This is a genomic window from Micromonospora sp. NPDC048894, assembly GCF_040649765.1.
Lineage (GTDB): Bacteria > Actinomycetota > Actinomycetes > Mycobacteriales > Micromonosporaceae > Micromonospora > Micromonospora antibiotica.
The window spans coordinates 467,079-489,541 of record NZ_JBEZFY010000006.1; the positions used below are offsets into that span (position 1 = coordinate 467,079).

A 22,463-nucleotide genomic window follows, 5' to 3' on the forward strand; every position below is an offset into this window, starting at 1 on the left:
AGCCGGCCATCGGTGCCGCTCACCCACCCCGCGTCAGGCCGGCCGGCGGTGGACCACGACGCTGGCCAGTCCCGGTCCGGCGTGGGCGGCGACCACCGCACCCGCCTCGGAGGCGTAGGTGTCGTGCAGGCGGTCGCCGAGCCGGGCGGTGAGCGCCTCGACCAACTGCTGGGCGCGTTGCGGGGCGGCGAGGTGGTGCACCCCGAGGTCCACGTCGGCGTCGCCGGCTGCCTCGACGGCCAGGTCGATCAGGCGGGCCACCCCCCGGCTGGCGGTACGCACCTTGTCGCGCACCACGATCGCGCCGTCCGGCATGTGCATGATCGGTTTGACTGACAGGGCGGTGCCGAGCAGTGCCTCGGCCGCGTTGATCCGGCCGCCCCGGCGCAGGAACTCCAGCGTGTCGACATAGAAGAAGATGGTCGTCCGGTCGACGGCGGCCAGCGCTGCGGCGCGTACCCCGGCCAGGTCGGCACCGGTCTCGGCGGCCGAGGCGGCGGCGAGCACCGGGAAGCCGAGCCCCATCCCGGCGGACCGGCTGTCGACGACCTCGACGCGGCCACCGACCTCGGCGGCGGCGAGCCGGGCCGCCGCCACCGTGCCGGACAGCTCCGCCGACAGGTGCACCGACACCACCCCGTCCGCACCGTCGGCCAGCAACCGCCGGTACGTCGTGACGAACTGGGCCGGCGACGGTCGGGACGTGCTCACCGAGACCCGCCGGCCGCCGAGTGCCCGGGTGGCGTCGGCGGGGAAGGTCTCCACCCCCTCCAGCCCTTCCGCTCCGTTGAGCACGACGGTCAACGGCACCACGGTCAACCGGTGCGCCCGCACCGGCTCGGGGGGCAGGTAGGCGGTGGAGTCGGTGACGACCGCGACGGACATGACCGGCACGCTAGCCGATGCCGGGGCGGGTCGCCCGCGCCGGCCGGCTCAGACCGGCTCGGACGACGCCGGCCGGGCCGGCGGGCCGACGTTGTGGGCGCGCAGGTGCCAGCCCCGGACGTCGTTGCGACGCAGCTCGGTCCAGTGGCAGTTGGCCAGTGCGCCGACGCTGCGCAGCACGTCATGGTCCCAGCCGAGCAGGTGACCGACGCCCTGCCGGGCCGCGCCGCCGTGGGTGGCGACCACGACCGTGCCGCCGTCGGCCAGCTCGACGGCGGCCAGCAGCGCCGTACCGACGCGCTTACCGAGGTCGTCGAGGGGTTCGATGCCCGCGCCCGGGTCCGGGTCGCCGGCCCGCCAGCGGGCGTACTCGGTGGGGAACCGTTCGGCCGCGTCGGTCAGGGCGAGGCCCTGCCAGTGGCCGAAGTGGCGTTCCCGCAGCCTCGCGTCGGGGCGGACCGGATGGCCGGTGAGCTGGGCGAGCGCGGCGGCGGTGTCGGCGGCGCGGCACAGGTCGGAGGCGACGACGACGTCCGGGCGCAGCGCCGCGAGCAGCGGCGCGGCGCTACGGGCCTGCTCCCGGCCGAGGTCGTTGAGGGGTACGTCGGTCTGCCCCTGGACCCGGCCGGCAGCATTCCAGTCGGTGTTGCCGTGCCGCCAGATGATCAGGCGGGTCATTCGGCGGCGGCACCCGTGGCGTCGGCGTCGACCAGGTCGCGGTCGACGAACGGGAGCTGCGGGCAGTCCTTCCAGAGCCGGTCGAGGGCGTAGAACTCGCGCTCCTCGGTGTGCTGGACGTGGACCACCATGTCGACGTAGTCGAGCAGCACCCAGCGGCCACCGCGCTCGCCCTCGCGGCGGAGCGGCTTGGCCTTCTCGGGCAGCTCCAGCAACCGCTCCTCGATGGCGTCGACGATGGCCATCACCTGGCGCTCGTTGGGCGCCGAGGCCACCAGGAACGCGTCGGTGATGGCGAGCTGGTCACCCACGTCGATGATGACGATGTCCTGCGCCTTTTTGTCAGCCGCAGCCTGGGCGGCGGCCATCGCCAGCTCGTGAGCGCGTTCGGAAACTGTCACCGTTCTCCTTCGATCAACCGTGCGACCCGTCAAGCGTCTCACACCCGACGCGGAGACGACTTGTCAGTTCTGGCCGGTTACCGGGACGAACTGGCGGTTACCGGGCGGAATCACTGCTGGTAGAGCCGTCGTTTCGCGATGTACTGCACCACACCGTCGGGCACCAGATACCAGACCGGTTCCCCCCGACCGACCCGGTCGCGGCAGTCGGTCGACGAGATCGCCATCGCGGGCACCTGCACCAGGCTGACCGTGTCGGCGGGCAGGTGCTCGTCGGTCAACGCGAACCCGGGCCGGGTGACCCCGATGAAGTGGGCCAACGCGAAGATCTCGTCCAGGTCTTTCCAGGACAGGATCCGCTCCAGCGCGTCCGCGCCGGTGATGAAGTGCAGCTGCGCCTTCGGGCCGTACTCGTGGTGCAGGTCACGCAGGGTGTCGACGGTGTAGGTGGGGCCACCACGGTCGATGTCGACCCGACTGACCTGGAAACGCGGGTTGGAGGCGGTGGCGATGACCGTCATCAGGTAACGGTCCTCGGCCGGGCTGACCGGGGTGTCCGCCTTCTGCCACGGCTGGCCGGTCGGCACGAAGACCACCTCGTCCAGGCCGAACCGGTCCGCCACCTCGCTGGCCGCCACGAGGTGGCCGTGATGGATCGGGTCGAAGGTGCCGCCCATGATGCCGATCCGCCGGATGTCTTCCTCCACCCGATGATCGTAGGCCCGGCCCACCCCGCCTGAGCGGCCGGTGGGGATGCCGGGCATCCCCACCGGCCCCGTCAGGCGGCGGCAGCGGCGACCGCCGTCCGGGCGACCAGCGCCCGGCGCAGGTCGTCGGCGGCGTCGACGACGCTGCGCCGCAGCCCGGGGGTGAGGTCGTCCCGGCTGAGCAGGGCCGCGGCCGAGTCCAGGGTGGGCTGGGCCACGGCGTACCGGGGGAAGGCCAGCCGGGCGACCCGTTCGGCCACCCACGCGGTACGCCGTCGCGCCGCCGCCGGCATCTCGGTGAAGTACCGGTCGACGTACGTGCCGGTCAGCTCAGCCTGATCGGGTTGCCAGAACCCTTCGGCCGCCGCCTCGACGAGCCGGTTGGAGCAGCTGGTGTCCCGGGTGATGATCTCCCAGGCGGCGTCCTTCGCGGCCACCTCGGGCCGGGCCGCCCGGCACCGGGCGGCCCGCTCGGCACCGGTGGCGCTGCGGTCGGCCGACGCCTCGGCGGCGATCTCGGGCTCGCCGGCCGCTCCCAGCACCACCAGCCGGTGCAGCAGCGCCCAGCGCAGCTCGGCGTCGACGGCCAGCCCGGCCGGCACCTCCCGGCCCGCGAGCCACCCGGCCAGCAGGTCGGCGTCGGCGGTGGCGGAGAGCAGCCCCCGGGCAGCGGCCAGTTGCAGCGAACCGCCGGCCGGGGCGGCGGCGAGCAACGTGGCGCACGCTTCGGCCGTCCGCAGCAGGGCGGCGTCGCGGGCGAGCGGGTCGAGGTAGCGGTCGACCAGGTTGCGACTGCGGGCGAGCACGCTCTCGGCGACGGCCACCTCGGTCTCGGCGGGCAGGGCCACCGTCAGCAACGACACCACCGCCGACACCGGCCGCTCGCCGTCGGTCGCCGCGTCCAACGACTCCTCCCAGAGCAGGGCGCGGGCCAGCGGGTCGGTGAGCGTGGGCAGCACGGTGCCGACCGCGTCCGCCGACGCCGGGTCGAGCCGGATCTTGGCGAAGGTGAGGTCACCGTCGTTGGGCAGGAGCAGGCCCTCGGCGACCCGACCGGTCAGCTCGGGCAGCTCGGTACGCCCCCGGTCGGCGGCCGGGTCGAGGTCGACCTCGATCCGTTCGGCCGCGCCGTCGGGGGTGTACCGGCCGACGGCGATCCGGTGCGGGCGCAGCACCGGGTACTCCTGCGACGCGGTCTGCACCACGGCCACCGAGGACCACCGGCCGTCGGCGTCCACCGAGGTCTCCGTCCGCAGCGTGTTGACCTGCGGTTGACGCAGCCACCGGGCGGCCCAGTCGGTGAGGTCCCGCCCGCTGGCGGCGCTGAGGTTGGCGAGCAGGTCGGCCAGGGTGGCGTTGCCGAAGCGGTGGGCGGCGAAGTGCCGGTTGAGCCCGGCCAGGAAGGCGTCGTCGCCGAGCCAGGCGACGAGCTGGCGGAGCACGCTGGCGCCCTTGGCGTACGAGATGCCGTCGAAGTTGAGCAGGCCCTGGGCGGCGTCGGCGACCTCGTCCGGAGCGACCGGATGGGTGGACGGGCGCTGGTCGGCGGCGTACCCCCAGGCTTTGCGGCGGATCGCGAAGGTCGTCCAGGCCCGGTCGAACCGGGTCGCCTCGGCGGTGACCCGGTTGCCCAGGTACTCGGCGAAGGACTCGTTGAGCCACAGGTCGTCCCACCAGCGCATGGTGACCAGGTCACCGAACCACATGTGGGCCATCTCGTGGGCGATGGTGGTGGCCCGCTGCTCCCGCTCGCTGTCGGTGACCGCCGAGCGGAAGATGTCGTCGTCGCGGATGGTGACCAGGCCCGGGTTCTCCATCGCCCCGGCGTTGAACTCCGGCACGAACGCCTGGTCGTACTTGACGAACGGGTAGGGCTCGGCGAAGAGCTGGTGGAAGCGGTCCAGGCACTGCTTGGTGACGGTGAGGATCTCGTCGAGGTCGGCATCGAGGTGGGTGGCCAACGACTGCCGGCAGTAGACGCCGAGCGGGATGCCGTCGTGGTCGTCCCGCCGGACGTGCCAGGGGCCTGCGATCAGCGTGACGAAGTAGCTGGCCAGCGGCGCGGTGGGGGCGAACTCCCAGCGGCCCGGGGCCGGGTTGGCGGTGAGCGGGCCGTTGGCGGCCACCGTCCACTCTGGCGGGGCGGTCACCGCGAGGGTCACCGGGGCCTTGAGGTCGGGCTGGTCGAAGGCGGCGAAGATGCGCGGCGCCTCGTCCAGGAACGACATCGCATAGAGGTACGTCGCCCCGTCGGCCGGGTCGACGAACCGGTGCATCCCCTCACCGGTGTTGGAGTAGGCCATCTCGGCGGTGACCGTGAGGGTGTTCTCCGCCGCCAGCCCGGTGAGGGGGAACCGGCCGTCGGTGAGCGCTCCCGGGTCCAGCTCCCGGTCGTTGAGCCGGACCGTCTCCAGGGTCGCGGGCTTGACCTCGACGAAGGTCTCGGCACCGGCGGTGGCCCGGAACCGGATGGTGGTCGTCGACCGGAAGCGCTCCTCGCTACCGGTCAGATCGAGGTCCACCTGATAGGACTCGACATCGATCAGTGCGCGACGCGCGGTCGCCTCTACACGGGTCAGGCTCGGCATCCGCTTATCCTGCCCGACGGGGAGCCGGCCGGGCTTCCCGATACGCGCGGCAATGGAGGATCAACAATGGGTCAGCACCCCAAGGGCGACTTCGACCTGTCCCGGGCGGTCTGGCAGCGAGCCGAGGGAGACACCTCCGACAGCGCGGTCGAGGTGGCCTTCGTGGACGACCTGATCGGGATGCGCAACTCGGCCGAGCCGGACGGCCCGGTCCTGGTCTTCACCCAGGCCGAGTGGGACGCGTTCGTCGCAGGCGCGCAGGACGGCGAGTTCGACCTCGACTGAGTGCCGGACGCCGACCCCCGGGCGGTAGGTGGCGAGACACCCTACCCCCGGGGGCACCGGCCCGGTGGGCGTCCGGCTGGCCATCGGGCGGCCGGCCGGTCGACCGGTGTCGGGCCCCCGGCTCACCCGTCCCCCTCGCCCCAGCCGAGCCCGCCCGGCCCGGGTGCGTAATGGAACCCCGGGTGGCCGGCGACGTCGACGCAGCGCTCGCCGTCCGGGCCGACGACGTGACAGAAGAGCCGCTGCGCGGCCCGCCAGGAGCCGGCCGGTGACAGGGCGGCCGAGGCCAGCACCAGCTCCGGGCGGAGCAGGCTCAGTGCCTGCGCGTACGCCACCGCCAACTCCCGGGCCTGCTCCGGCCCGTCGGCGGCGAAACCCAGGTGCACGGTGAAGTGTCGGGGTGGCCGACGGGGACGCCGGATCAGCGGCTGATCCGGCGGGCGGACCCCACCCGGCCCACCGGGCAGGTCGACCAGCCGCCGCTCCCGCCAGTACGGCGATGTGTTCTCCCGCATCGGGCCTCCCCCGTCGTCGAACCGGCCCCCGTGGTGGCCGTACCGCTGAGCCAAGCAGGTTTCCGGCGTCGCGGGAGGGGCCAGCGGTCGCCCGGCTGCTGGCCCACAGCCGACCCGGCCCGCCGCGGTGGCGGGGGCCGGCCGGGGGATTAAATGCCCCAAACCCGGGTAGAACACCCAAGGCCGACCAGCCGGGTCCGCCCACCGTCACCGCGTCAGGAGAGCCCGATGGCCACCACCCCGGCCGACCGCAGCCCGGAGAGCACCCTGGCGTTCTTCCGCGAGGGCTACCGGTTCATCAGCACCCGGTGCGAGCGCTACGACACCGACATCTTCACCGCGCGGCTGCTGCTGGAACCGACGATCTTCCTACGCGGGCGGGACGCGGCGGAGCTGTTCTACGACACCGAGCGGTTCCGGCGGGCCGGGGCGGCACCCAAGCGGGGCCAGCGGACGCTGACCGGGCAGGGCGGGGTGCAGGGCCTCGACGGCGCGGCCCACACCGAACGCAAGGCCATGTTCATGTCGATCATGACCCCGTCGGGCGTCGCGCGGCTCGGCCAACTCTTCGCCGACCAGTGGCGCACCCGACTGGCGAGCTGGGGTGGACCCGGCCCGGTGGTGCTGCGCGACGAGGTCGGCCCACTGCTCCTGCGGGCCGTCTGCGCCTGGGCGGGCGTACCGCTGCCGGAGAGCGAGGTCGTCCGGCGCAACGCCCAGATGCAGGCCATGATCGACGGGCCGGCCGCACTGGGTCTTCGGCACTGGCGTGGTCTGCGCGGACGCCTGCGCGCCGAACGCTGGATCGCCGACGTGGTGGAGCGGGTACGGATCGGCACCCTGGCCGCGCCGCCGGGAAGCGCGCTGGCGGTCATCGCCGAACACCGCGACGCCCAGGGGCGGCTGCTGCCCCGCCGGGTCGCCGCGGTGGAACTGATCAACGTGCTGCGCCCCACCGTGGCCGTCGACCGGTACGTGGTCTTCGCCGCCCTGGCCCTGCACGACCACCCGGCCTGGCGGGACCGGGTCCGCACCGGCGACGAGCCGACCGAGTGGTTCGTCCAGGAGGTACGCCGCTACTACCCCTTCTTCCCGGTCGCCTTCGCCCGGGTGCGGCACTCCTTCGAGTGGCAGGGACACCACTTTCCCAAGGACCGCCGGGTGCTGCTCGACCTGTACGGCACCAACCACCACCCCCGGCTCTGGCCCGAACCGGAGCAGTTCCGCCCGGAGCGGTTCGCCGGCTGGCGCGACGACCCGTACGGTTTCGTGCCGCAGGGCGGAGGCAGCCACCTGGGCGGCCACCGCTGCGCCGGGGAGTGGATCACCATCGAGCTGATGAAACAGGCGGTCGGTCTGCTGGCCGGGGCGATGGACTACCAGGTGCCACCACAGGACCTGGCCCTGGACCTGTCGCGGGTCCCGACCCTGCCCCCCAGCGGCTTCGTGCTCACCGGCGTCCAGCGCGCCGACTGAGCCGCCGGGCCGACTGACCAGTCCCGCCACCCGAACCCGACCGGGGAGCCGACCCGGGAGCCGGAAACCAGAAGCCTGACGTCGGGCGCCGGGCGCCGGGCACCGGGCACCGGGCGTCGGGCATCGGGCATCGGGGACTGGAAGCCGGTAGCCGGGCGCGGGGTTGCCGGACACCGGCGGGTGAACCGAGGCGTACCGGGGAGCCACGCGGTTTGTCACGGCGCGGGTGGGGGATGCCCGGGGACCGCCGTCACCGGGAGGACCCTTGCCCGCCACCGTCACCCGCCGGGCCCGCCGCACCGGCCGGCACCGCCGTACCGGCACCTTCCAGGGCCACTGGGCGGCGGGCGGATGAGCGCCCCCGCCGCGCGGCCGGTCCCGGTCGGGTCCCGCCCGACCGCCACGCCGGGCGGCCCACCCCGGCTCCCCGTCGAGTACGTCCTACCGCTGTGCCACGGTGACGACGACAGCCCGGACGAGCTGACCGGCTACCTGCGCACGCTGGGCCGGCTGGTCGACGTGACCGTGGTCGACAGCTCACCGCCGGAGGTCTTCGCCCGGCACGCCGCCCGCTGGCACGGCCTGCTGCGCCACCTGCCACCCGATCCGACGGTGCACGGCGTCAACGCCACGGTGCGCGCGGTGCTGACCGGGGTGGCGGCGGCGCGGCACGAACACGTGGTGATCGCCGACGACGACGTCCGGTACGACGAGGCGGGGCTGCGGGCGGTGCACCGGTTGCTGGACACCGCCGACCTGGTCCGCCCGCAGCACTACTTCCACCCGCTGCCCTGGCACGCCTGGTGGGACACCGGTCGGACCCTGCTCAACCGGGCGTTCGGCGCGGACCGGCCGGGCACCCTGGCGGTGCGGCGCAGCACCTTCCGGGCGATGGGCGGCTACGACCCGGACGTGCTCTTCGAGAACCTGGAACTGGTCCGCACCGTCCGGGCGTACGGCGGGACCGAGGCCAGCCCCGCCTGGCTCTACGTACGACGGTTGCCGCCCGGTGTGGCGCACTTCCGCAGGCAGCGGGTCCGCCAGGCGTACGACGACCTGGCCCGGCCGGCACGGCTGCTGGTCGCGCTGGCGGTGCTGCCCGGGGCGCTGACCGCGGTGCTGGCCCGCCGGCCGGGTCTGCTGGCCGGCGCGGCGGCCACTGCGGTGGCGGTGGCGGAGGTCGGCCGACGGCGGGCCGGCGGATCGGCGGTGTTCCCCCCGACCACCGCGCTGGCCGCGCCGTTCTGGCTGCTCGAACGCGGGGTCTGCGGCTGGCTCGCGCTGGCCCGTCGGGTGGGTCGCGGCGGGGTCCGCCACGCCGGTCGACGGGTCCGGCTGCCGGCCCACTCGGTACGGGCGCTGCGTCGCCAACTGACCCCGGTGGAGCCCAGCGACCTGACCCGGTGGATCCGCGCCGATCCCGCCACCCGGGGCCGCTGACCGGGCCTGACCCACCGCCCGGGCCGCTGACCGGGACTCACCCGACCACCCCGGGCCGCTGACCGGGACTCACCGACCACCCGGGCCGCTGACCGGGCCCGACCGGCCGGCCGGTCATGGGGTCCGGCCGCCGGAACCGGCCGTTGCCGGCCGGCCGCCACCGCGCGGGTGCCGCAGCAGGTGGTCGGGGTCCTTTCGTCGTTTCCCCCGCCCAGGGCCGCCACACCGCCCAGAATATGGAGATCGTCCGACCGTCGGCCCCTGGAGGTGACAGCGATGGCCCACGCCACGCGACGGCCCGCCCCGGCCGCCCCGAAGCCCCGGGTCCAGATGGTCGCCACCATCGTCGCGGCCGTCTTCCTGCTGCTCGGCATCCTCGGCTTCGTCCCCGGCGTCACCACCGGCTACGGGGAGCTGGCCTTCGCCGGCCACCACTCCGGCGCGGAACTGTTCGGGGTGTTCCAGGTGTCGGTGCTGCACAACCTGCTGCACCTCGTCTTCGGCCTGGTCGGCCTGGTGCTGGCCCGCCGGCTCGGCGGGGCCCGGCTCTACCTCACCGTAGGCGGGGTGCTCTACCTGGCGCTCTGGCTCTACGGTTTCGCCGTCACCCGGGACACCCCGGCCAACATCGTGCCGTTCAACGACGCGGACAGCTGGCTGCACCTCATGCTCGGCCTCGGCATGCTCGCCGTCGGCCTGCTGCTGTCCAACGACGCCGGCACGGGCGGTCGGCTGGACGTCCCACCCGACCGGGGCTGACCCTCGCGTTCAGGCCGCCACGGGCAGCCGCTTGGCGAAGCACACGCTGTACGGGTTGTCGACGTACTCGCCGTAGACCGGGATCGGCCGGTAGCCGCAGGAGGTGTAGAGGCCGATCGCAGCCGGCAGGTAACTGCCCGTCTCCAGGCAGAGCACCGAGTGGCCCTGCTGGAACGCCAACTCCTCCAGCGCGCTGAGCAACTGCCGGGCGATCCCCCGCCCCCGGTAACCCGGGCGGACGTACATCCGCTTCAACTCGCCGGTGTCGGCGTCGAGGGACTGGACACCACCACAGGCCACCACCCGGCCGCCGTCCACCACCACCAGGTAGCGGATGCCGTCGTGCACCACCGTGGCCTGCCCGTCCAGCCCGCCGTCGGCCTCGCGCAGCTCCCGCTGCTGGGCGGCGACCAGCGCGTCGACCTCCGGGTCGGTGGCGGGACGGGACTCGATCAGCATCACCCCACGCTAGGCCGGGTCCGTTTCGCGGAGGTTTCCGGAAAACGACCCGGGCCCGACCGGTACGGGGCTACTCCTCGTCCTCGTCGTCATCCTCGTCGTCGTCCGGCAGGTCATGCGGGGCCGAGGCCAGCTCGTCCTCGGGGCGCTGCCGGCGGGCCTTGCGGGCGGCCAGCCGCTCGGCCGCCGCGGGGCGCGACGACTTCTCCTCCAGCCGCACGTCGGTGCCCCGGTTGCCGGGGACGAAGTCGACGCCGGCATACAGGGTCGGCTGCCAGTCGAACTCCCGCTCGCCGATCCGGACCAGGTCACCGGGGCTCGCGCCGGCCTTGGCCAGCTTCTCCTCCACCCCCAGCCGGGCCAGCCGGTCGGCGAGGAAGCCGACCGCCTCGTCGTTGTCGAAGTTCGTCTGGCGTACCCAGCGCTCGGGTCGGACCCCCCGGACGGTGAACGAGCCGTCGGCCGCCGCCTCGATGGTGAAGCCGGCGTCGTCGACCGCCGTGGGGCGGATCACGACCCGGGTCGGCTCGGCCGGCGGCGCGGCACGGCGGGCCTGGTCGACCAGCTCCGCCATCGCGTACGTCAGCTCCTTGAGCCCCTCCCGGGTGGCCGCGGAGACGTCGAACACCCGGAACCCACGCGCCTCGAGGTCGGGGCGGACGATGTCGGCGAGGTCCTGCCCGTCGGGCACGTCGACCTTGTTGAGCGCCACCAGCCGGGGCCGGTCGGCCAGCCCGCCGTACTCGGCCAGCTCCGCCTCGATGGTGTCGATGTCGGCCAACGGGTCCCGGCCCGGCTCCAGGGTCGCCGTGTCGACCACGTGCACCAGCACGGCGCACCGCTCGACGTGACGCAGGAACTCCAGGCCCAGCCCCTTGCCGGTGGCCGCACCCGGGATCAGACCCGGCACGTCGGCGACGGTGAAGGTGTGGTTGTCCACCCGGACCACGCCCAGGTTGGGCACCAGGGTGGTGAACGGGTAGTCGGCGATCTTCGGCTTGGCGGCGGAGATCACCGAGATCAGCGACGACTTGCCCGCCGACGGGAAACCGACCAGGCCGACGTCGGCGACGCTCTTGAGTTCGAGCACCACGTCGAGCCGGTCACCGGGCTCGCCCAGTTCGGCGAAGCCGGGCGCCTTGCGTCGGGCGTTGGCCAGCGAGGCGTTGCCCCGCCCGCCGCGCCCACCCCGCGCCGCCTCGAAGGTGGTGCCCACACCGACCAGGTCGGCCAGCACCGTACCGTCGAGGGTCTGCACGACCGTGCCGTTCGGCACCTTGATCAGCAGGTCGTGGCCCTTGGCGCCGTCCCGGTTCGAACCCGCGCCGCCCTTGCCGTTCTCGGCCTTCATGTGCGGGCGGAAGTGGAAGTCCAGCAGCGTGGTCACCTGCGGGTCGACCACCAGCGAGACACTGCCGCCGTGTCCGCCGTCGCCCCCGTCCGGGCCGCCGAAGGGCTTGAACTTCTCCCGGTGGATGGAGACACAGCCGTGCCCGCCGTCGCCGGCCTGCATGTGCAGGACGACCCGGTCAACGAACGTCGTCACGACGCCAATCCTTCCAGCGGGGTCCGGCCCCGCACCTGAAAACACCCCCCGGGCCCCGGCGCGACGGCGACGGGCACCCGGCGGTGGGAGCACCCCCCACCTGAAACGGCGAAGCGGGCCGGGACCCGAGGTCCGCGGCCCGCTTCGCCTTCGAGCTACTGCGGCACGATGCTGACGGTCTTGCGACCCCGCTTGGTGCCGAACAGGACCGAGCCGGCGGCCAGCGCGAAGAGCGTGTCGTCGCCACCACGGCCGACCAGGTCACCGGGGTGGAACTTGGTGCCACGCTGACGGATGAGGATCTCACCCGCGCTGACGACCTGACCACCGAAGCGCTTCACGCCGAGTCGCTGGGCCGCGGAGTCACGACCGTTACGCGAGCTGGACGCACCCTTTTTGTGAGCCATTGTCCGACGACCTACTTCCCGCTGGAGATGCCGGTCACCTTGACCTGGGTCAACGGCTGGCGGTGACCCTGGCGCTTGTGGTAGCCGGTCTTGTTCTTGAACTTGTGGATCCGGATCTTCGGGCCCTTGGTGTGCGCGGCGATCTCGCCGGACACCGCGACCTTGGCAAGCTTCGCCGCGTCGGTCACCAGGTCGTCACCGTCGACGAGGAGCACCGCGGTGAGCTTCACCGCGTCACCGGGGGCACCGGTGAGCTTCTCGACCTCGATCACGTCGCCCTCGGCGACCTTGTACTGCTTGCCGCCGGTCTTGACGATCGCGTACATCGGAGGCGGACTCCCTGTCGTTGAGGCTGCTGGCGGTCGTTCCCATGGCAACTCGCCGGGTAGCTGTGACACCGGCAGCGCGGGCACGCGGGAACTCGGCACACCAAAGTGCGCCGCAGGAAAGAGTACGCCATCATCCACCCGCGCCCCAAACCGACCCCCCCTGTCGAGCGGACCTCCCGGCGGCCGGGCGGGTCGACCGACCACACCGCCACCGACCGCCGTCAGCGGGAGCAGAGCTGGTCCAGCCGCTGCTGGAGCCGGTCCAGCTCGGTCTCGTCGATCGAGTCGACGTCGGTGCCGAGCCGGCCGATCTCGGTGGCCAGGTCGGCGAGCAGGGCCTTCAACTGGGAGTCGGTGGCCCGGCCGGACTGCTGCCGCAACACGGTCCGCCACGTGGTCAGCGCCGTCTCCGCCCGCTTGCGGGCGGTGTCCGCCGCCGTGCTGTCGTTCGCGCCGACCGCCGCGATCATCTTGCCCAGTTCCTCGACGTAGGTGCGCACCGCCGTGGTCGACGCGGCCTCCGCGTCGGCGCACACCTGCGGCCCGTTGCCACCCGCCGGGGAACCGCTCACCACGGCGGACGGGACCACGGTGGCGGGGGTCACGGCACCGGACGGTTGGCCGGAGGTGGTCGGCGGGTCGGCCCGGTCGCCGGAGCACCCGACGCCGGTCAGCAGGACGGTGGCCACCACGATGGCGGCGGGCAGGCGGCGCATGTCATCTCCTAGCCGGGGTGCCCGATCGTATCGTCGGCCACCGGCACGGCAGGACCCCTCCCACCGGCGGTGTGCCGGGGAAGGGGTCCGGTGCTGCCAGGTGCGGGTCAGCCCGTCACGGCCGGGTACGGCGACGGGCACCGCCCCGGCGGGAACGACGCCGGCCCGTGCCGGCCTCCCCGCCGTCGTCGTCGCCGTCGGCCTCGCCGAGCGCGTCCGGGTCGTCCGCCCCCGCGAGCCGGGCCGACTCGCCCGTCTGGGCGTCGGCCACGGCCGGGGTCTGCGTCTCGTACCGGGACAGGTCGTAGCCCATGGTGTCGTCGTAGCCGGCGTCGACCGCCGGGGCGGCGACCTCGACGTCGGTGGCGTCGGTGGTCTCGACCACGGTCCGCTCCGCCGTGGCCGCCTTGCGGGCCCGCCGCCGCGACGACGCGCTGACCGGCGGCTCGGCCGCCGGGGCGGTGACCGCCGAGGCGACGGCCTTGACCCGGTCGCCCGCGCCGCCGTTGACGGCACGCGGCTTCTCCGGCACCGGCTCGGTGTGGATCACCAGGCCCCGGCCCTTGCAGCACTCGCAGGGCTCGCTGAACGCCTCCAGCAGGCCGGCGCCGATCCGCTTACGGGTCATCTGCACCAGGCCAAGCGAGGTGATCTCGGTCACCTGGTGCTTGGTGCGGTCCCGGCCCAGGCACTCGGTGAGCCGGCGCAGCACCAGCTCCCGGTTGGACTCCAACACCATGTCGATGAAGTCGATCACCACGATGCCGCCGATGTCGCGCAGCCGCAGCTGGCGGACGATCTCCTCGGCCGCCTCCAGGTTGTTGCGGGTGACCGTCTCCTCCAGGTTGCCCCCGGAGCCGGTGTACTTGCCGGTGTTGACGTCGATGACGGTCATCGCCTCGGTACGGTCGATCACCAGCGAACCACCGGAGGGCAGGAAGACCTTGCGGTCCAGCCCCTTGATGATCTGCTCGTCGATGCGGTACTCGGTGAACACGTCGGCGGTGCCGACGTACCGGCGCACCCGGTCGACCAGGTCCGGCGAGACGTGCGACAGGTACGACTCGACCATGCCGTACGACTGCTCACCCTCGATGACCAGCTCGCGGAAGTCCTCGTTGAACAGGTCCCGGACCACCCGGATGACCAGGTCGGGCTCCTCGTAGAGCAGCACCGGAGCGCCGCCACCGGTCGCCTTGGCCTGGATGTCCTCCCACTGGGCCTGCAACCGCTTGACGTCCCGGGCCAACTCGTCCTCGCTGGCCCCCTCGGCGGCGGTCCGGACGATCACGCCCGCGCCGTCGGGGACCAGCTTCTTGAGCACGTCGCGCAGCCGCTTGCGCTCGTTGTCGGGCAGCTTGCGGCTGATCCCGGAGGCGTTGCCGTTGGGCACGTAGACCAGGTGCCGGCCGGAGAGCGCGACGTGGCTGGTCAGCCGGGCACCCTTGTGGCCGATCGGGTCCTTGGTGACCTGGACCAGCACCGAGTCGCCGGAGCGCAGCGCCTGCTCGATCGAGCGCGAACGCCCCTCCAGGCCGCTGCTGTCCCAGTTGACCTCACCGGCGTACAGGACGGCGTTGCGGCCCCGCCCGACGTCGACGAAGGCCGCCTCCATGCTGGGCAGGACGTTCTGCACCTTGCCCAGGTAGACGTTGCCGGCCATGGTGCCCGACGAGTTGCGGGTGACGTAGTGCTCGACCAGGACGCCGTCCTCCAGGACCACGATCTGGGTCCGGTCGCCGCGCTGGCGGACCGCCATCACCCGGTCGACCGCCTCCCGGCGGGCCAGGAACTCCGACTCGCTCAGGATCGGCGGCCGGGTCCGGCGCTGCTCCCGGCCGTCCCGGCGACGCTGGCGCTTGGCCTCCAGCCGGGTCGAGCCGGAGACGCCCTGCACCTCGTCGACGGCCTTGCGGGGCTCCCGGATCTTGACCACCGTGGGTACGCCGTCGTCGGCGCCACCCTCGACGTCCCCGGCACCCCGACGGCGACGCCGACGCCGACGACGGGTCAGCCCGTCCCCGTCGCCCTCGTCCTCGGCGTCGTCCCCCTCGGCCTCGGCCTGGGCCGGCTCCTCGATGTCGTCCTCGTCGGCGTCGTCCGCGCCGCCCTTGCCCCGGCCCCGACCCCGCCGACCCCGGCGGCGTCGGCGGCGCGCGGCGGCCGACTCGTCGTCGTCCTCGTCGTCGCCGTCGTCCTCGGCGCCCTCCTCGGCCTCGCCGGTGGGCTCCTCCACGACGGGCTCGACCGGCTCGACGGCCTCGACCGGCTCGGTCTCCCGGCGGCCACGGCGACGCCGCCGCCCGGTCTCGACGGGCTCCTCGGCGGGCTCCTCGACCGGCGCCTCGGCGGCCGGGCCGGGCTCGACCACCCGGAAGGTGGGCAGCTCCTCCGGCTGCGGGGCCATGAACAGGACCGTCGGGGCGGCGATCGCGGCCCGTCGCCGACGGGTCCGCGGCTGCGGCTCGGCCGGCTCCACCGCCTCGTCGGCGGCCGGCACGGCGACCCCGGGCGGCACCTCCCCGGTCCGGTTACCGGCCGCGGCCGGCGGCGTCGACACGGAGGTCGGCCGGTCGGCTGCGGGCTCCTCCGCGACGGGCTCCCCGACCAGGGGCTCCTCGGCCTCGTCGGCGACGGTCGGCTCGGTCGGGGCAGCCGCCTCCACGGCGGGCTCCTCCGCCGCGACGGCCGGCTCCTGAGCTGCGGCAACCGGAGCCACCGCCGCCGGAGCAGCAGGGGCCTCGGCGGCCGGCAGCGGCGCGGCCGGGGTCTCGGCGGGTGGCTCGGTCGCCGCCGGGGCGACGGCCTTCTTCCGCCGGGTACGGGTCACCTTCACCGGCGGGACGAGTTCCGCGCTGCCCTCCTCCACCCCGTCGGCGACCACCGGCTCCTCGGCCGCCTTGGCCGGGGTGGCCTTGCGGCGACGTCGGGTGGTCTTCGGCGCGGAGTCCAACTCACCGGCGACCGGGACGATCACCTCGGCCTGCTGTGACTCGTCGGTGGCCGAGGTGGCGGTGGCGGACGCCTCGGCGGGCGCTCCCCCGGTCAACTCCGGCTGGCTCAGCGGCGCGACCCGCCGTCGGGTGGTCCGCCGCCGGGTCGGGGGGGCCGCCGCGCCGTCCGGCGACGCCGCAGCGCCCTCCGGTGGCGTGGCGGCGGCTCCCGTGCCGCCGTCGACGGTGCTGTCGGCGGTGTCGCCGGCCGGCTGGGAACCGGTCCGTTCGCCGCCCTCGGGCTCGTTCTCGAGCATGGACGTTCTCCAGTTCTGGCGGCCCCGGGCGCGGGTGAGCGCTGCCACGCAGGATCGCCGCAAAAGTGTTTCCGCCGGGCACGCGACGTGCGCGACCGCCGAAGTCTGCCTGCCAGAACGCTGACCGACGGTCAGTGTTCTCCGATGGCTGCCCCGTCGCGATCCGCGTCCAACGGATCCACGATCGCACCCTGCGCCGTCAACACGCCCTGCGCCAGCCGGATCACCCTCGGGGAGACCGGCGGCTCCAGGGCGGCCACCACGCGGAGGCCGGAAAGGACGTCATCGGGTCGTACGGACGGGGTGACCTGCCGTACGACCAGTTCGAGTATCGCACATGACGAGTCCGCTGCCCCGGAAGGCGTCTCCCCCGGCGGCAGCACATCGATGTGGGTCACCGCGCCACGGGCGTCGAACGTCCGTCGGCCCTGCTTGGTCATCCGCTCGACCTGCACCTCGTCGGCGGCCACGAAGGCGGCCACCGCCCGTCGTGCCACGTCCGGGTCGACGTCGGGCAGCTCGATGCGCCAGTGCGACGCCTCGATCCGCTCGGCCAGGCTCCCCCCGGCGGCGACGACCACCTCCAGCACGTCGAGGCCCGGTGAGAGCGCCGCGTCGAGGGCCAGCCGCAGCTGCTCCGGGTCGACCGTCGCCTGGAGGCCGACCTCCAGGTACTCCGCCTCGCTGGCGACGCCGGTGGGGGCGGCGCTGGCGTAGGAGATCTTCGGATGCGGGGTGAAGCCCTGGGAGAAGGCCACCGGCACGGCGGCCCGGCGCAGGGCCCGCTCGAAGGCACGGGCGAAGTCCCGGTGGGAGGTGAACCGCAACGGCCCGCGCTTGGCGTACCGGATCCGGACACGCTGGACGACCGGCGCCTGCCCGCCCTCCGGCTGTGGTTTCCTGCTGATCGTCGTACTCCTCGGTCTGACGCCGGCCGGTGGTGCCGCGCCCCGGGTCGACCCGGGGCGCGAACTGCCGGTGACGATAGCTTCACGATCGTCGGAACGGGACGGGCGGCCCGCCACAGCGCGCCGGCCCCGCCCCGTCGGCGGTCACTGCTGGGCGCCGGTGGGCACCTTCAGCGCGGTGACCGGGGTGAGCGGCAGGAGCTTACGGCCGGTGGGCCCGATCTGGATCTCGGTGTCCATCGACGGGCAGACGCCGCAGTCGAAGCACGGGGTCCACCGGCAGTCGTCCTGCTCGTACTCGCCCAGCGAGTCCTGCCAGTCCTGCCACAGCCAGTCCTTGTCCAGGCCCGAGTCGAGGTGGTCCCAGGGCAGCACCTCCAGCTCGTCGCGCTGCCGGGTGGTGTACCAGTCCAGGTCCACGCCGAAGCCCGGGAGCACCGCGGCGGCGGCGTCCACCCAACGCCGGTACGAGAAGTGCTCGCTCCAGCCGTCGAACCGGCCACCGTTGCGCCACACCTCGTGGATCACCGCACCGACCCGGCGGTCACCCCGGCTGAGCAGCCCCTCGATCAGCGACGGCTCGCCGTCGTGGTAACGGAAACCGATGGCCCGGCCGAGCGACCGGTCCGCGTTGATGGCCTGCTTGAGCAGCTTGAGCCGACCGTCGATGACCTCGGGCCGCTCCATCGACGCCCACTGGAACGGGGTGTGCGGCTTGGGCACGAACCCGCCGATCGAGACGGTGCAGCGGATGTCCTTGGAGCCGGTGGCCGCCCGCCCGGCCCGGATCACCTCGTGCGCCATGTCGGCGATCTCGAGGACGTCGGCGTCGGTCTCGGTGGGCAGGCCGCACATGAAGTAGAGCTTCACCTGCCGCCAACCGTTGGTGTACGCGGTGACCACCGTACGGATCAGGTCGTCCTTCGACACCATCTTGTTGATGACCTTGCGGATCCGCTCCGACCCGCCCTCCGGGGCGAAGGTCAGCCCGGTCCGCCGTCCGTTGCGGGACAGCTCCTGCGCCAGGTCGATGTTGAACGCGTCCACCCGGGTCGACGGCAGGGACAGCGACACGTTGGTGCCGGCGTACTGCTCGGCCAGGCCGGAGCACATGTCGCCGATCTCGGAGTGGTCGGCCGACGACAGCGACAGCAGCCCCACCTCGTGGAAGCCGGAGAACTCCAGCCCCTGCTGGACCATCTGCCCCACGGTGGTGATCGACCGCTCCCGCACCGGGCGGGTGATCATGCCGGCCTGGCAGAACCGGCAACCCCGGGTGCAGCCCCGGAAGATCTCCACCGCGTACCGCTCGTGCACCGTCTCGGCCAGCGGCACGAGCGGCTTCTTCGGGTACGGCCAGGCATCCAGGTCCATCGTCGTGCGCTTGTGCACCCGGAACGGCACGTCCGGGCGGTTGGGCACCACCCGCTGGATCCGACCGTCGGGCAGGTAGTCGACGTCGTAGAAGCGCGGCACGTAGACGCTCTCGGTGCGGGCCAGCCGCAGCAGCAGCTCGTCGCGGCCACCCGGGGAACCCTCCGCCTTCCACTCCCGGACGATCGTGGTGATCTCCAGGACCGCCTCCTCGCCGTCGCCGAGCACGGCGGCGTCGATGAAGTCGGCGATCGGCTCCGGGTTGAACGCGGCGTGCCCACCGGCCACGATCACCGGGTCGGCCTCGGTGCGGTCGGCCGCCAGCATCGGGATGCCGGCCAGGTCGATCGCGGTGAGCAGGTTGGTGTAGCCCAGCTCGGTGGAGAACGAGACCCCGAACACGTCGAAGCGGCGCACCGAGCGGTGCGCGTCGACGGTGAACTGCGGCACGCCGTGGGTGCGCATCAGCGCCTCCAGGTCGGGCCACACCGCGTACGTCCGCTCGGCCAGCACGTCGGGCAGCTCGTTGAGCACCTCGTAGAGGATCTGCACACCCTGGTTGGGCAGGCCCACCTCGTACGCGTCGGGATACATCAGCGCCCATCGGACGGTCGCCGCGTCCCAGTCCTTGACCACCGCGCCCAGCTCGCCACCGACGTACTGGATGGGCTTGGTCACCTGGGGCAGCAGCGCCTCCAGCCGGGGCCACACCGACAGCGTGGTGTCGTGGTGCGGCGACGCGACCGCCGCGTCGTCGGGCGTGGCCGCGGCGGGGCGCGGGGTCGTGGACGGAGCACTCATGGAGCCCAAGGGTACGCGTCCACCCACGGACGGCACGCCGCACCGCCGGTCTCCCCCACCGCCCCGACGGCCCGCTGGTGTCCGGTGCCCGGCGGGCGGGCGGACGGCCGGTGGCGGGGCCGGGGATTCCCGGACGCGGGGCGGGCGGTCGCGGTACCGCCGATTGGTCGAGGTGGCGCCCCGGTACTAACCTCGCAACCGGTGCGAGAGGAGATTGCCGCGATGCCGCAGCCGCAGCCGGGAACAGACCGGCTGGCCGAGGGGGGCGACCCGGTCCCGGGTCGGCAGCAGGATCCGGTGGTCTCCGCCGGGCCAGCCGACCTCCCCGTACCGCCTGACAGCGACCCTGCCGACACCGCAGCGCCGGCCGAGGAGCCCGCTGAGGTCACGCAGGGCGACCCCACGCACCCGGCCGGCGAGTCTTCCCCGCCCGCCGACTCCACCCCGCCGGAGCCGACCACCCAGACGGAGCCGACCACCCAGACGGAGCCAGCCAGCCTGGCCGACCCGCCCGCGCCGACAGGCCCAGACGAGCCGGCCACTCCGCCGAAACCGGCCGACCCGGACGAGCCGGCCACCGCGCCGGACCCGACCGACGCGGCCACCCCGCCAGAGCCGACCAACCAGGCCACCCCGCCGAAACCGGCCGAGCCGGACGAGCCGGCCACCGGGCCGGACCCGACCGCCCAGGCCAGCCCGCCGGAGCCGACAGGCCCGGCCGGACAGTTCAGCCCGCCGGTGCCCGGCACGGCGGCGGAACCGGCAAGCCCGGCACGGGGGGTCGCACCCGGCCCCACCACCCCGGCGCGCGGGTCGGCCACCGTTCCGGCCCGGAGCACGGCACCCGAGCCGCCGACACCCGAGCCGCCGCCCGGTCGACCCGACCCGACCCGGGTGGAGCAGCACCCCGGCACCCCCCGCCCCGACGCCGTTCGCCCCGACGCCACCCGGGTGGAGCACCGGCCCGACGCCACCCGGCTCGAACAGCGCCCCGACGCCACCCGGCTGGAGCAGCGGCCCGACCCGACGCTGGAGCAGCCCGCGGCCCCCCGCTGGAGTGGTTCCGCCGCCGTGCCCGCGCCGCCGCCCCGCCGCCGCAGCTGGGGTGAGTCGGTGGAGTTCGCCCCGGTGCCGCCGCCTCCGCCGCCCCTTCCGCCGGAGCTGCCCGAACACCGCGCCCCGGTGGACCCGTGGGCGGGCGTGGACACCGGCGGCTGGGACCTGCACCACCCGGAGCTGGCCGCGCTGCCCTACCCCCCGTCTCCGCCGACCCGCCCCTACCCACCGGCCGCCGACCCGGCCCCACCCCACCAGCACCCCCCGACCCCGACCCCGCCCCACCAGCACACGCCCACCCCGACCCCGCCCCAGCCGAACTCCCCGGCGCCGGCGTACCCGTCGGTGTCGTCGGCCGGCCCCGCCGCACCCTCACCGACCCGGCCGTACCCGGTCGCGCCGGTGCCGGTCGCGCGGCCGGCGTCCCCGCCGCCGGCCCGCCCGGCGCTGCCACCTGCGCCGCCGCCCGCGCCACCCCGGCCGCCGAAGCAGCGGCGGGTCCGCCCGGAACCGGCCGCCCCACCGCCGAACCCGGGCCGACCTCCCAAGGGGTACGTCCGCCGCAAGCGTCGGCGCTGGCCCTGGGTGCTGCTGCTCAGCCTGGCCTGCTGCTGTGGCTGCCCCGCCTGGTTCGGTAGGCCGGCCTGGCAGCAGTACCCGGCCGATGCCGCCCTGCCGACCCAGGTGGCCGACCTGACCCTGCGCGAGGATTCGGGCAGCGAGGTCGAGAAGCTCAAGACCGAGGTACGCAAGGCGAACCTGCTGGCCGAGGACGTCTACGCCGGGGTGTACAGCACCTCCGACGGCAAGCGGGTGACCGTCTTCGGCGACACCGGTTTCCGGTTCCGGCCGGAGTCCGAGGCGGACGACACGATGGTGCGGCTGACCGACACGTTCACGCTGGGCACGCCCCAACCGGTGGACAGCGGCGTCCGTGGCCGGTACGAGCGCTGCGCGACCGGTTCCTCCAGCGGCACCGCCGTGGTGGTCTGCACGTCGGTGGACTACGGCAGCAGCGCCACCGGGGTCTTCACCCGGCTCTCGGTGGACGACAGCGCCCGGCTGCTCGCCACCATGCGCGCCCAGATCGTCACCCCCAAGCAGGGCTGAGCACGCGCCGGCCCGGCGAGGTCAGCTCGGGTCGGGTGCGCAGAACCCCGCAGACCGGGGGTGGTCAGGCCGGGGTCTCGCCCGGGGTGGGCTCGGCCCGGCGGGGGGCGTAGCGGGGGACGTACTCCTGACCGGTGAGTTTCTGGATCTCGGCCATCAGCTCGTCGGTCATCTCCCGCAGTGAGGTGCGGTCGTCGGCGCGGCCGGTGAAGTCCAGCGGCTTGCCGAACCGGATGACGATCTTCGCCTTGCCGGGGCGGGGGATGCGGGTGCCGATCGGCTGGACCTTGTCGGTGCCGGTCACCCCGACCGGGATCACCGGCACCCCGGCCGCCACGGCCAGCCGGGCGGTGCCGGTCCGTCCCCGGTAGAGCCGGCCGTCGGGCGACCGGGTCCCCTCGGGATAGACGGCGACCAGGTCACCGGAGCGCAGCGCGGGGATGGCCGCGTCGAACGCGGACAGCGCGGCCCGGCCACCGGCCCGCTCGACCGGGATGGCCCCCAGGCCGGTGAGCACGAACTTGGACAGCGCGCCCTTCGGGCCGGTGCCGGTGAAGTACTCCGACTTGGCCCAGAAGGCGAGGTGCCGGGGGACTACGGTGCCGAGCAGCAGCTCGTCGGCGACGGAGAGGTGGTTGCCCGCGAAGATCGCGCCACCGCTCGCCGGAATGTGCTCCAGTCCCTCGACGGCCGGGCGGAAGGCCAGCCGCATCGCGGGTCCCACGGTGAGCTTGCCGATGGTGTAGAGCAGCGGCACGGGTCCTCCGGCGGTC

The 22,463-nt window shown here is 74.0% G+C and carries 20 protein-coding genes; 5 read left to right on the forward strand and 15 right to left on the reverse strand.

Going from position 1 to position 22,463, the window contains the following annotated elements; translation table 11 throughout:
- Positions 1-33 precede the first annotated feature (33 nt).
- The 5 genes from AB0C22_RS16700 to pepN form a co-directional block, all read right to left on the reverse strand.
- On the reverse strand, positions 34-885 hold the full coding sequence (locus AB0C22_RS16700) for a DegV family protein (RefSeq protein WP_219464293.1): 852 nt from the start codon (positions 883-885) through the stop codon (positions 34-36).
- Between the two features lie 48 nt (positions 886-933).
- Entirely contained in the window at positions 934-1,563 is a 630-nt protein-coding gene (locus AB0C22_RS16705) for a histidine phosphatase family protein (protein ID WP_208570130.1), read from the reverse strand.
- Positions 1,560-1,964, reverse strand: a complete 405-nt coding sequence (gene rsfS / locus AB0C22_RS16710) for a ribosome silencing factor (RefSeq protein ID WP_208570131.1) — start codon at positions 1,962-1,964, stop codon at positions 1,560-1,562. Before rsfS ends, AB0C22_RS16705 begins: the two co-directional genes overlap by 4 nt.
- 110 nt (positions 1,965-2,074) lie before the next feature.
- Positions 2,075-2,671, reverse strand: a complete 597-nt coding sequence (nadD, locus tag AB0C22_RS16715; protein ID WP_219464295.1) for a nicotinate-nucleotide adenylyltransferase — start codon at positions 2,669-2,671, stop codon at positions 2,075-2,077.
- A 71-nt stretch (positions 2,672-2,742) separates the two neighbouring features.
- Positions 2,743-5,259 carry an aminopeptidase N gene (gene pepN / locus AB0C22_RS16720; protein WP_357535715.1) on the reverse strand — a complete coding sequence of 839 codons (2,517 nt, stop codon included), beginning with the start codon at positions 5,257-5,259 and terminating at the stop codon, positions 2,743-2,745.
- 66 nt (positions 5,260-5,325) lie between these two features.
- Here pepN and AB0C22_RS16725 point away from each other — a divergent pair, with 66 nt between their 5' ends.
- Positions 5,326-5,544, forward strand: a complete 219-nt coding sequence (locus AB0C22_RS16725) for a DUF397 domain-containing protein (protein WP_067312494.1) — start codon at positions 5,326-5,328, stop codon at positions 5,542-5,544.
- A 122-nt stretch (positions 5,545-5,666) separates the two neighbouring features.
- On the opposite strand, the gene AB0C22_RS16730 is transcribed toward AB0C22_RS16725, so the two are convergent.
- The gene (locus AB0C22_RS16730) at positions 5,667-6,059 is read right to left on the reverse strand and encodes a hypothetical protein (RefSeq protein WP_357535717.1); all 393 of its coding nucleotides are present in this window, start codon (positions 6,057-6,059) and stop codon (positions 5,667-5,669) included.
- 228 nt (positions 6,060-6,287) lie between these two features.
- Between AB0C22_RS16730 and AB0C22_RS16735 the strand changes: the two genes are divergently transcribed.
- The 3 genes from AB0C22_RS16735 to AB0C22_RS16745 all read left to right on the forward strand — a co-directional run bounded on the left by AB0C22_RS16735 (position 6,288) and on the right by AB0C22_RS16745 (position 9,734).
- On the forward strand, positions 6,288-7,535 hold the full coding sequence (locus tag AB0C22_RS16735; RefSeq protein WP_219464300.1) for a cytochrome P450: 1,248 nt from the start codon (positions 6,288-6,290) through the stop codon (positions 7,533-7,535).
- Between the two features lie 351 nt (positions 7,536-7,886).
- A complete protein-coding gene (locus AB0C22_RS16740; protein WP_255597702.1) occupies positions 7,887-8,975 on the forward strand; it encodes a glycosyltransferase in 1,089 nt (362 codons plus the stop codon).
- Positions 8,976-9,251: 276 nt separating this feature from the next.
- On the forward strand, positions 9,252-9,734 hold the full coding sequence (locus AB0C22_RS16745; protein ID WP_219464301.1) for a DUF4383 domain-containing protein: 483 nt from the start codon (positions 9,252-9,254) through the stop codon (positions 9,732-9,734).
- 9 nt (positions 9,735-9,743) lie between these two features.
- Here AB0C22_RS16745 and AB0C22_RS16750 read toward each other — a convergent pair whose 3' ends face one another.
- From AB0C22_RS16750 to AB0C22_RS16785, 8 genes are all read right to left on the reverse strand, one after another.
- Positions 9,744-10,193 carry a GNAT family N-acetyltransferase gene (locus AB0C22_RS16750; protein ID WP_219464303.1) on the reverse strand — a complete coding sequence of 150 codons (450 nt, stop codon included), beginning with the start codon at positions 10,191-10,193 and terminating at the stop codon, positions 9,744-9,746.
- Positions 10,194-10,263: 70 nt separating this feature from the next.
- Positions 10,264-11,739, reverse strand: coding sequence for a GTPase ObgE (gene obgE / locus AB0C22_RS16755; protein ID WP_357535720.1), 1,476 nt, complete (start codon positions 11,737-11,739; stop codon positions 10,264-10,266).
- A gap of 155 nt (positions 11,740-11,894) precedes the next feature.
- Entirely contained in the window at positions 11,895-12,146 is a 252-nt protein-coding gene (gene rpmA / locus AB0C22_RS16760; protein ID WP_088647594.1) for a 50S ribosomal protein L27, read from the reverse strand.
- A gap of 11 nt (positions 12,147-12,157) precedes the next feature.
- Entirely contained in the window at positions 12,158-12,472 is a 315-nt protein-coding gene (rplU, locus tag AB0C22_RS16765; protein ID WP_067312477.1) for a 50S ribosomal protein L21, read from the reverse strand.
- A gap of 224 nt (positions 12,473-12,696) precedes the next feature.
- Positions 12,697-13,191: a hypothetical protein gene (locus tag AB0C22_RS16770; protein ID WP_357535723.1), complete on the reverse strand. Its 495-nt coding sequence runs from the start codon at positions 13,189-13,191 to the stop codon at positions 12,697-12,699.
- Positions 13,192-13,306: 115 nt separating this feature from the next.
- Positions 13,307-16,441: an Rne/Rng family ribonuclease gene (locus AB0C22_RS16775; protein WP_357535725.1), complete on the reverse strand. Its 3,135-nt coding sequence runs from the start codon at positions 16,439-16,441 to the stop codon at positions 13,307-13,309.
- Between the two features lie 131 nt (positions 16,442-16,572).
- Complete coding sequence (locus AB0C22_RS16780) at positions 16,573-17,292, reverse strand: TIGR03936 family radical SAM-associated protein (protein ID WP_357024105.1); 720 nt, start codon at positions 17,290-17,292, stop codon at positions 16,573-16,575.
- Between the two features lie 201 nt (positions 17,293-17,493).
- The gene (locus AB0C22_RS16785; RefSeq protein WP_219464312.1) at positions 17,494-19,524 is read right to left on the reverse strand and encodes a TIGR03960 family B12-binding radical SAM protein; all 2,031 of its coding nucleotides are present in this window, start codon (positions 19,522-19,524) and stop codon (positions 17,494-17,496) included.
- Between the two features lie 201 nt (positions 19,525-19,725).
- Here AB0C22_RS16785 and AB0C22_RS16790 point away from each other — a divergent pair, with 201 nt between their 5' ends.
- The gene (locus AB0C22_RS16790) at positions 19,726-21,690 is read left to right on the forward strand and encodes a hypothetical protein (RefSeq protein ID WP_357535727.1); all 1,965 of its coding nucleotides are present in this window, start codon (positions 19,726-19,728) and stop codon (positions 21,688-21,690) included.
- 64 nt (positions 21,691-21,754) lie between these two features.
- Here the strand turns inward: AB0C22_RS16790 and AB0C22_RS16795 are convergent, their stop codons facing one another.
- Entirely contained in the window at positions 21,755-22,447 is a 693-nt protein-coding gene (locus AB0C22_RS16795; protein WP_357535729.1) for a lysophospholipid acyltransferase family protein, read from the reverse strand.
- Positions 22,448-22,463: the final 16 nt, after the last annotated feature.

Excerpts from the sequence above, each read along its gene's own strand:
- AB0C22_RS16750 (WP_219464303.1), bottom strand. The coding sequence starts at position 10,193 with ATGCTGATCGAGTCCCGTCCCGCCACCGACCCGGAGGTCGACGCGCTG.
- AB0C22_RS16725 (WP_067312494.1), top strand. The coding sequence starts at position 5,326 with ATGGGTCAGCACCCCAAGGGCGACTTCGACCTGTCCCGGGCGGTCTGG.
- AB0C22_RS16730 (WP_357535717.1), bottom strand. The coding sequence starts at position 6,059 with ATGCGGGAGAACACATCGCCGTACTGGCGGGAGCGGCGGCTGGTCGAC.
- AB0C22_RS16700 (WP_219464293.1), bottom strand. The coding sequence starts at position 885 with ATGTCCGTCGCGGTCGTCACCGACTCCACCGCCTACCTGCCCCCCGAG.
- pepN (WP_357535715.1), bottom strand. The coding sequence starts at position 5,259 with ATGCCGAGCCTGACCCGTGTAGAGGCGACCGCGCGTCGCGCACTGATC.
- AB0C22_RS16740 (WP_255597702.1), top strand. The coding sequence starts at position 7,887 with ATGAGCGCCCCCGCCGCGCGGCCGGTCCCGGTCGGGTCCCGCCCGACC.
- rpmA (WP_088647594.1), bottom strand. The coding sequence starts at position 12,146 with ATGGCTCACAAAAAGGGTGCGTCCAGCTCGCGTAACGGTCGTGACTCC.
- AB0C22_RS16705 (WP_208570130.1), bottom strand. The coding sequence starts at position 1,563 with ATGACCCGCCTGATCATCTGGCGGCACGGCAACACCGACTGGAATGCT.
- AB0C22_RS16735 (WP_219464300.1), top strand. The coding sequence starts at position 6,288 with ATGGCCACCACCCCGGCCGACCGCAGCCCGGAGAGCACCCTGGCGTTC.
- AB0C22_RS16785 (WP_219464312.1), bottom strand. The coding sequence starts at position 19,524 with ATGAGTGCTCCGTCCACGACCCCGCGCCCCGCCGCGGCCACGCCCGAC.
- rplU (WP_067312477.1), bottom strand. The coding sequence starts at position 12,472 with ATGTACGCGATCGTCAAGACCGGCGGCAAGCAGTACAAGGTCGCCGAG.
- AB0C22_RS16770 (WP_357535723.1), bottom strand. The coding sequence starts at position 13,191 with ATGCGCCGCCTGCCCGCCGCCATCGTGGTGGCCACCGTCCTGCTGACC.
- AB0C22_RS16775 (WP_357535725.1), bottom strand. The coding sequence starts at position 16,441 with ATGCTCGAGAACGAGCCCGAGGGCGGCGAACGGACCGGTTCCCAGCCG.
- AB0C22_RS16745 (WP_219464301.1), top strand. The coding sequence starts at position 9,252 with ATGGCCCACGCCACGCGACGGCCCGCCCCGGCCGCCCCGAAGCCCCGG.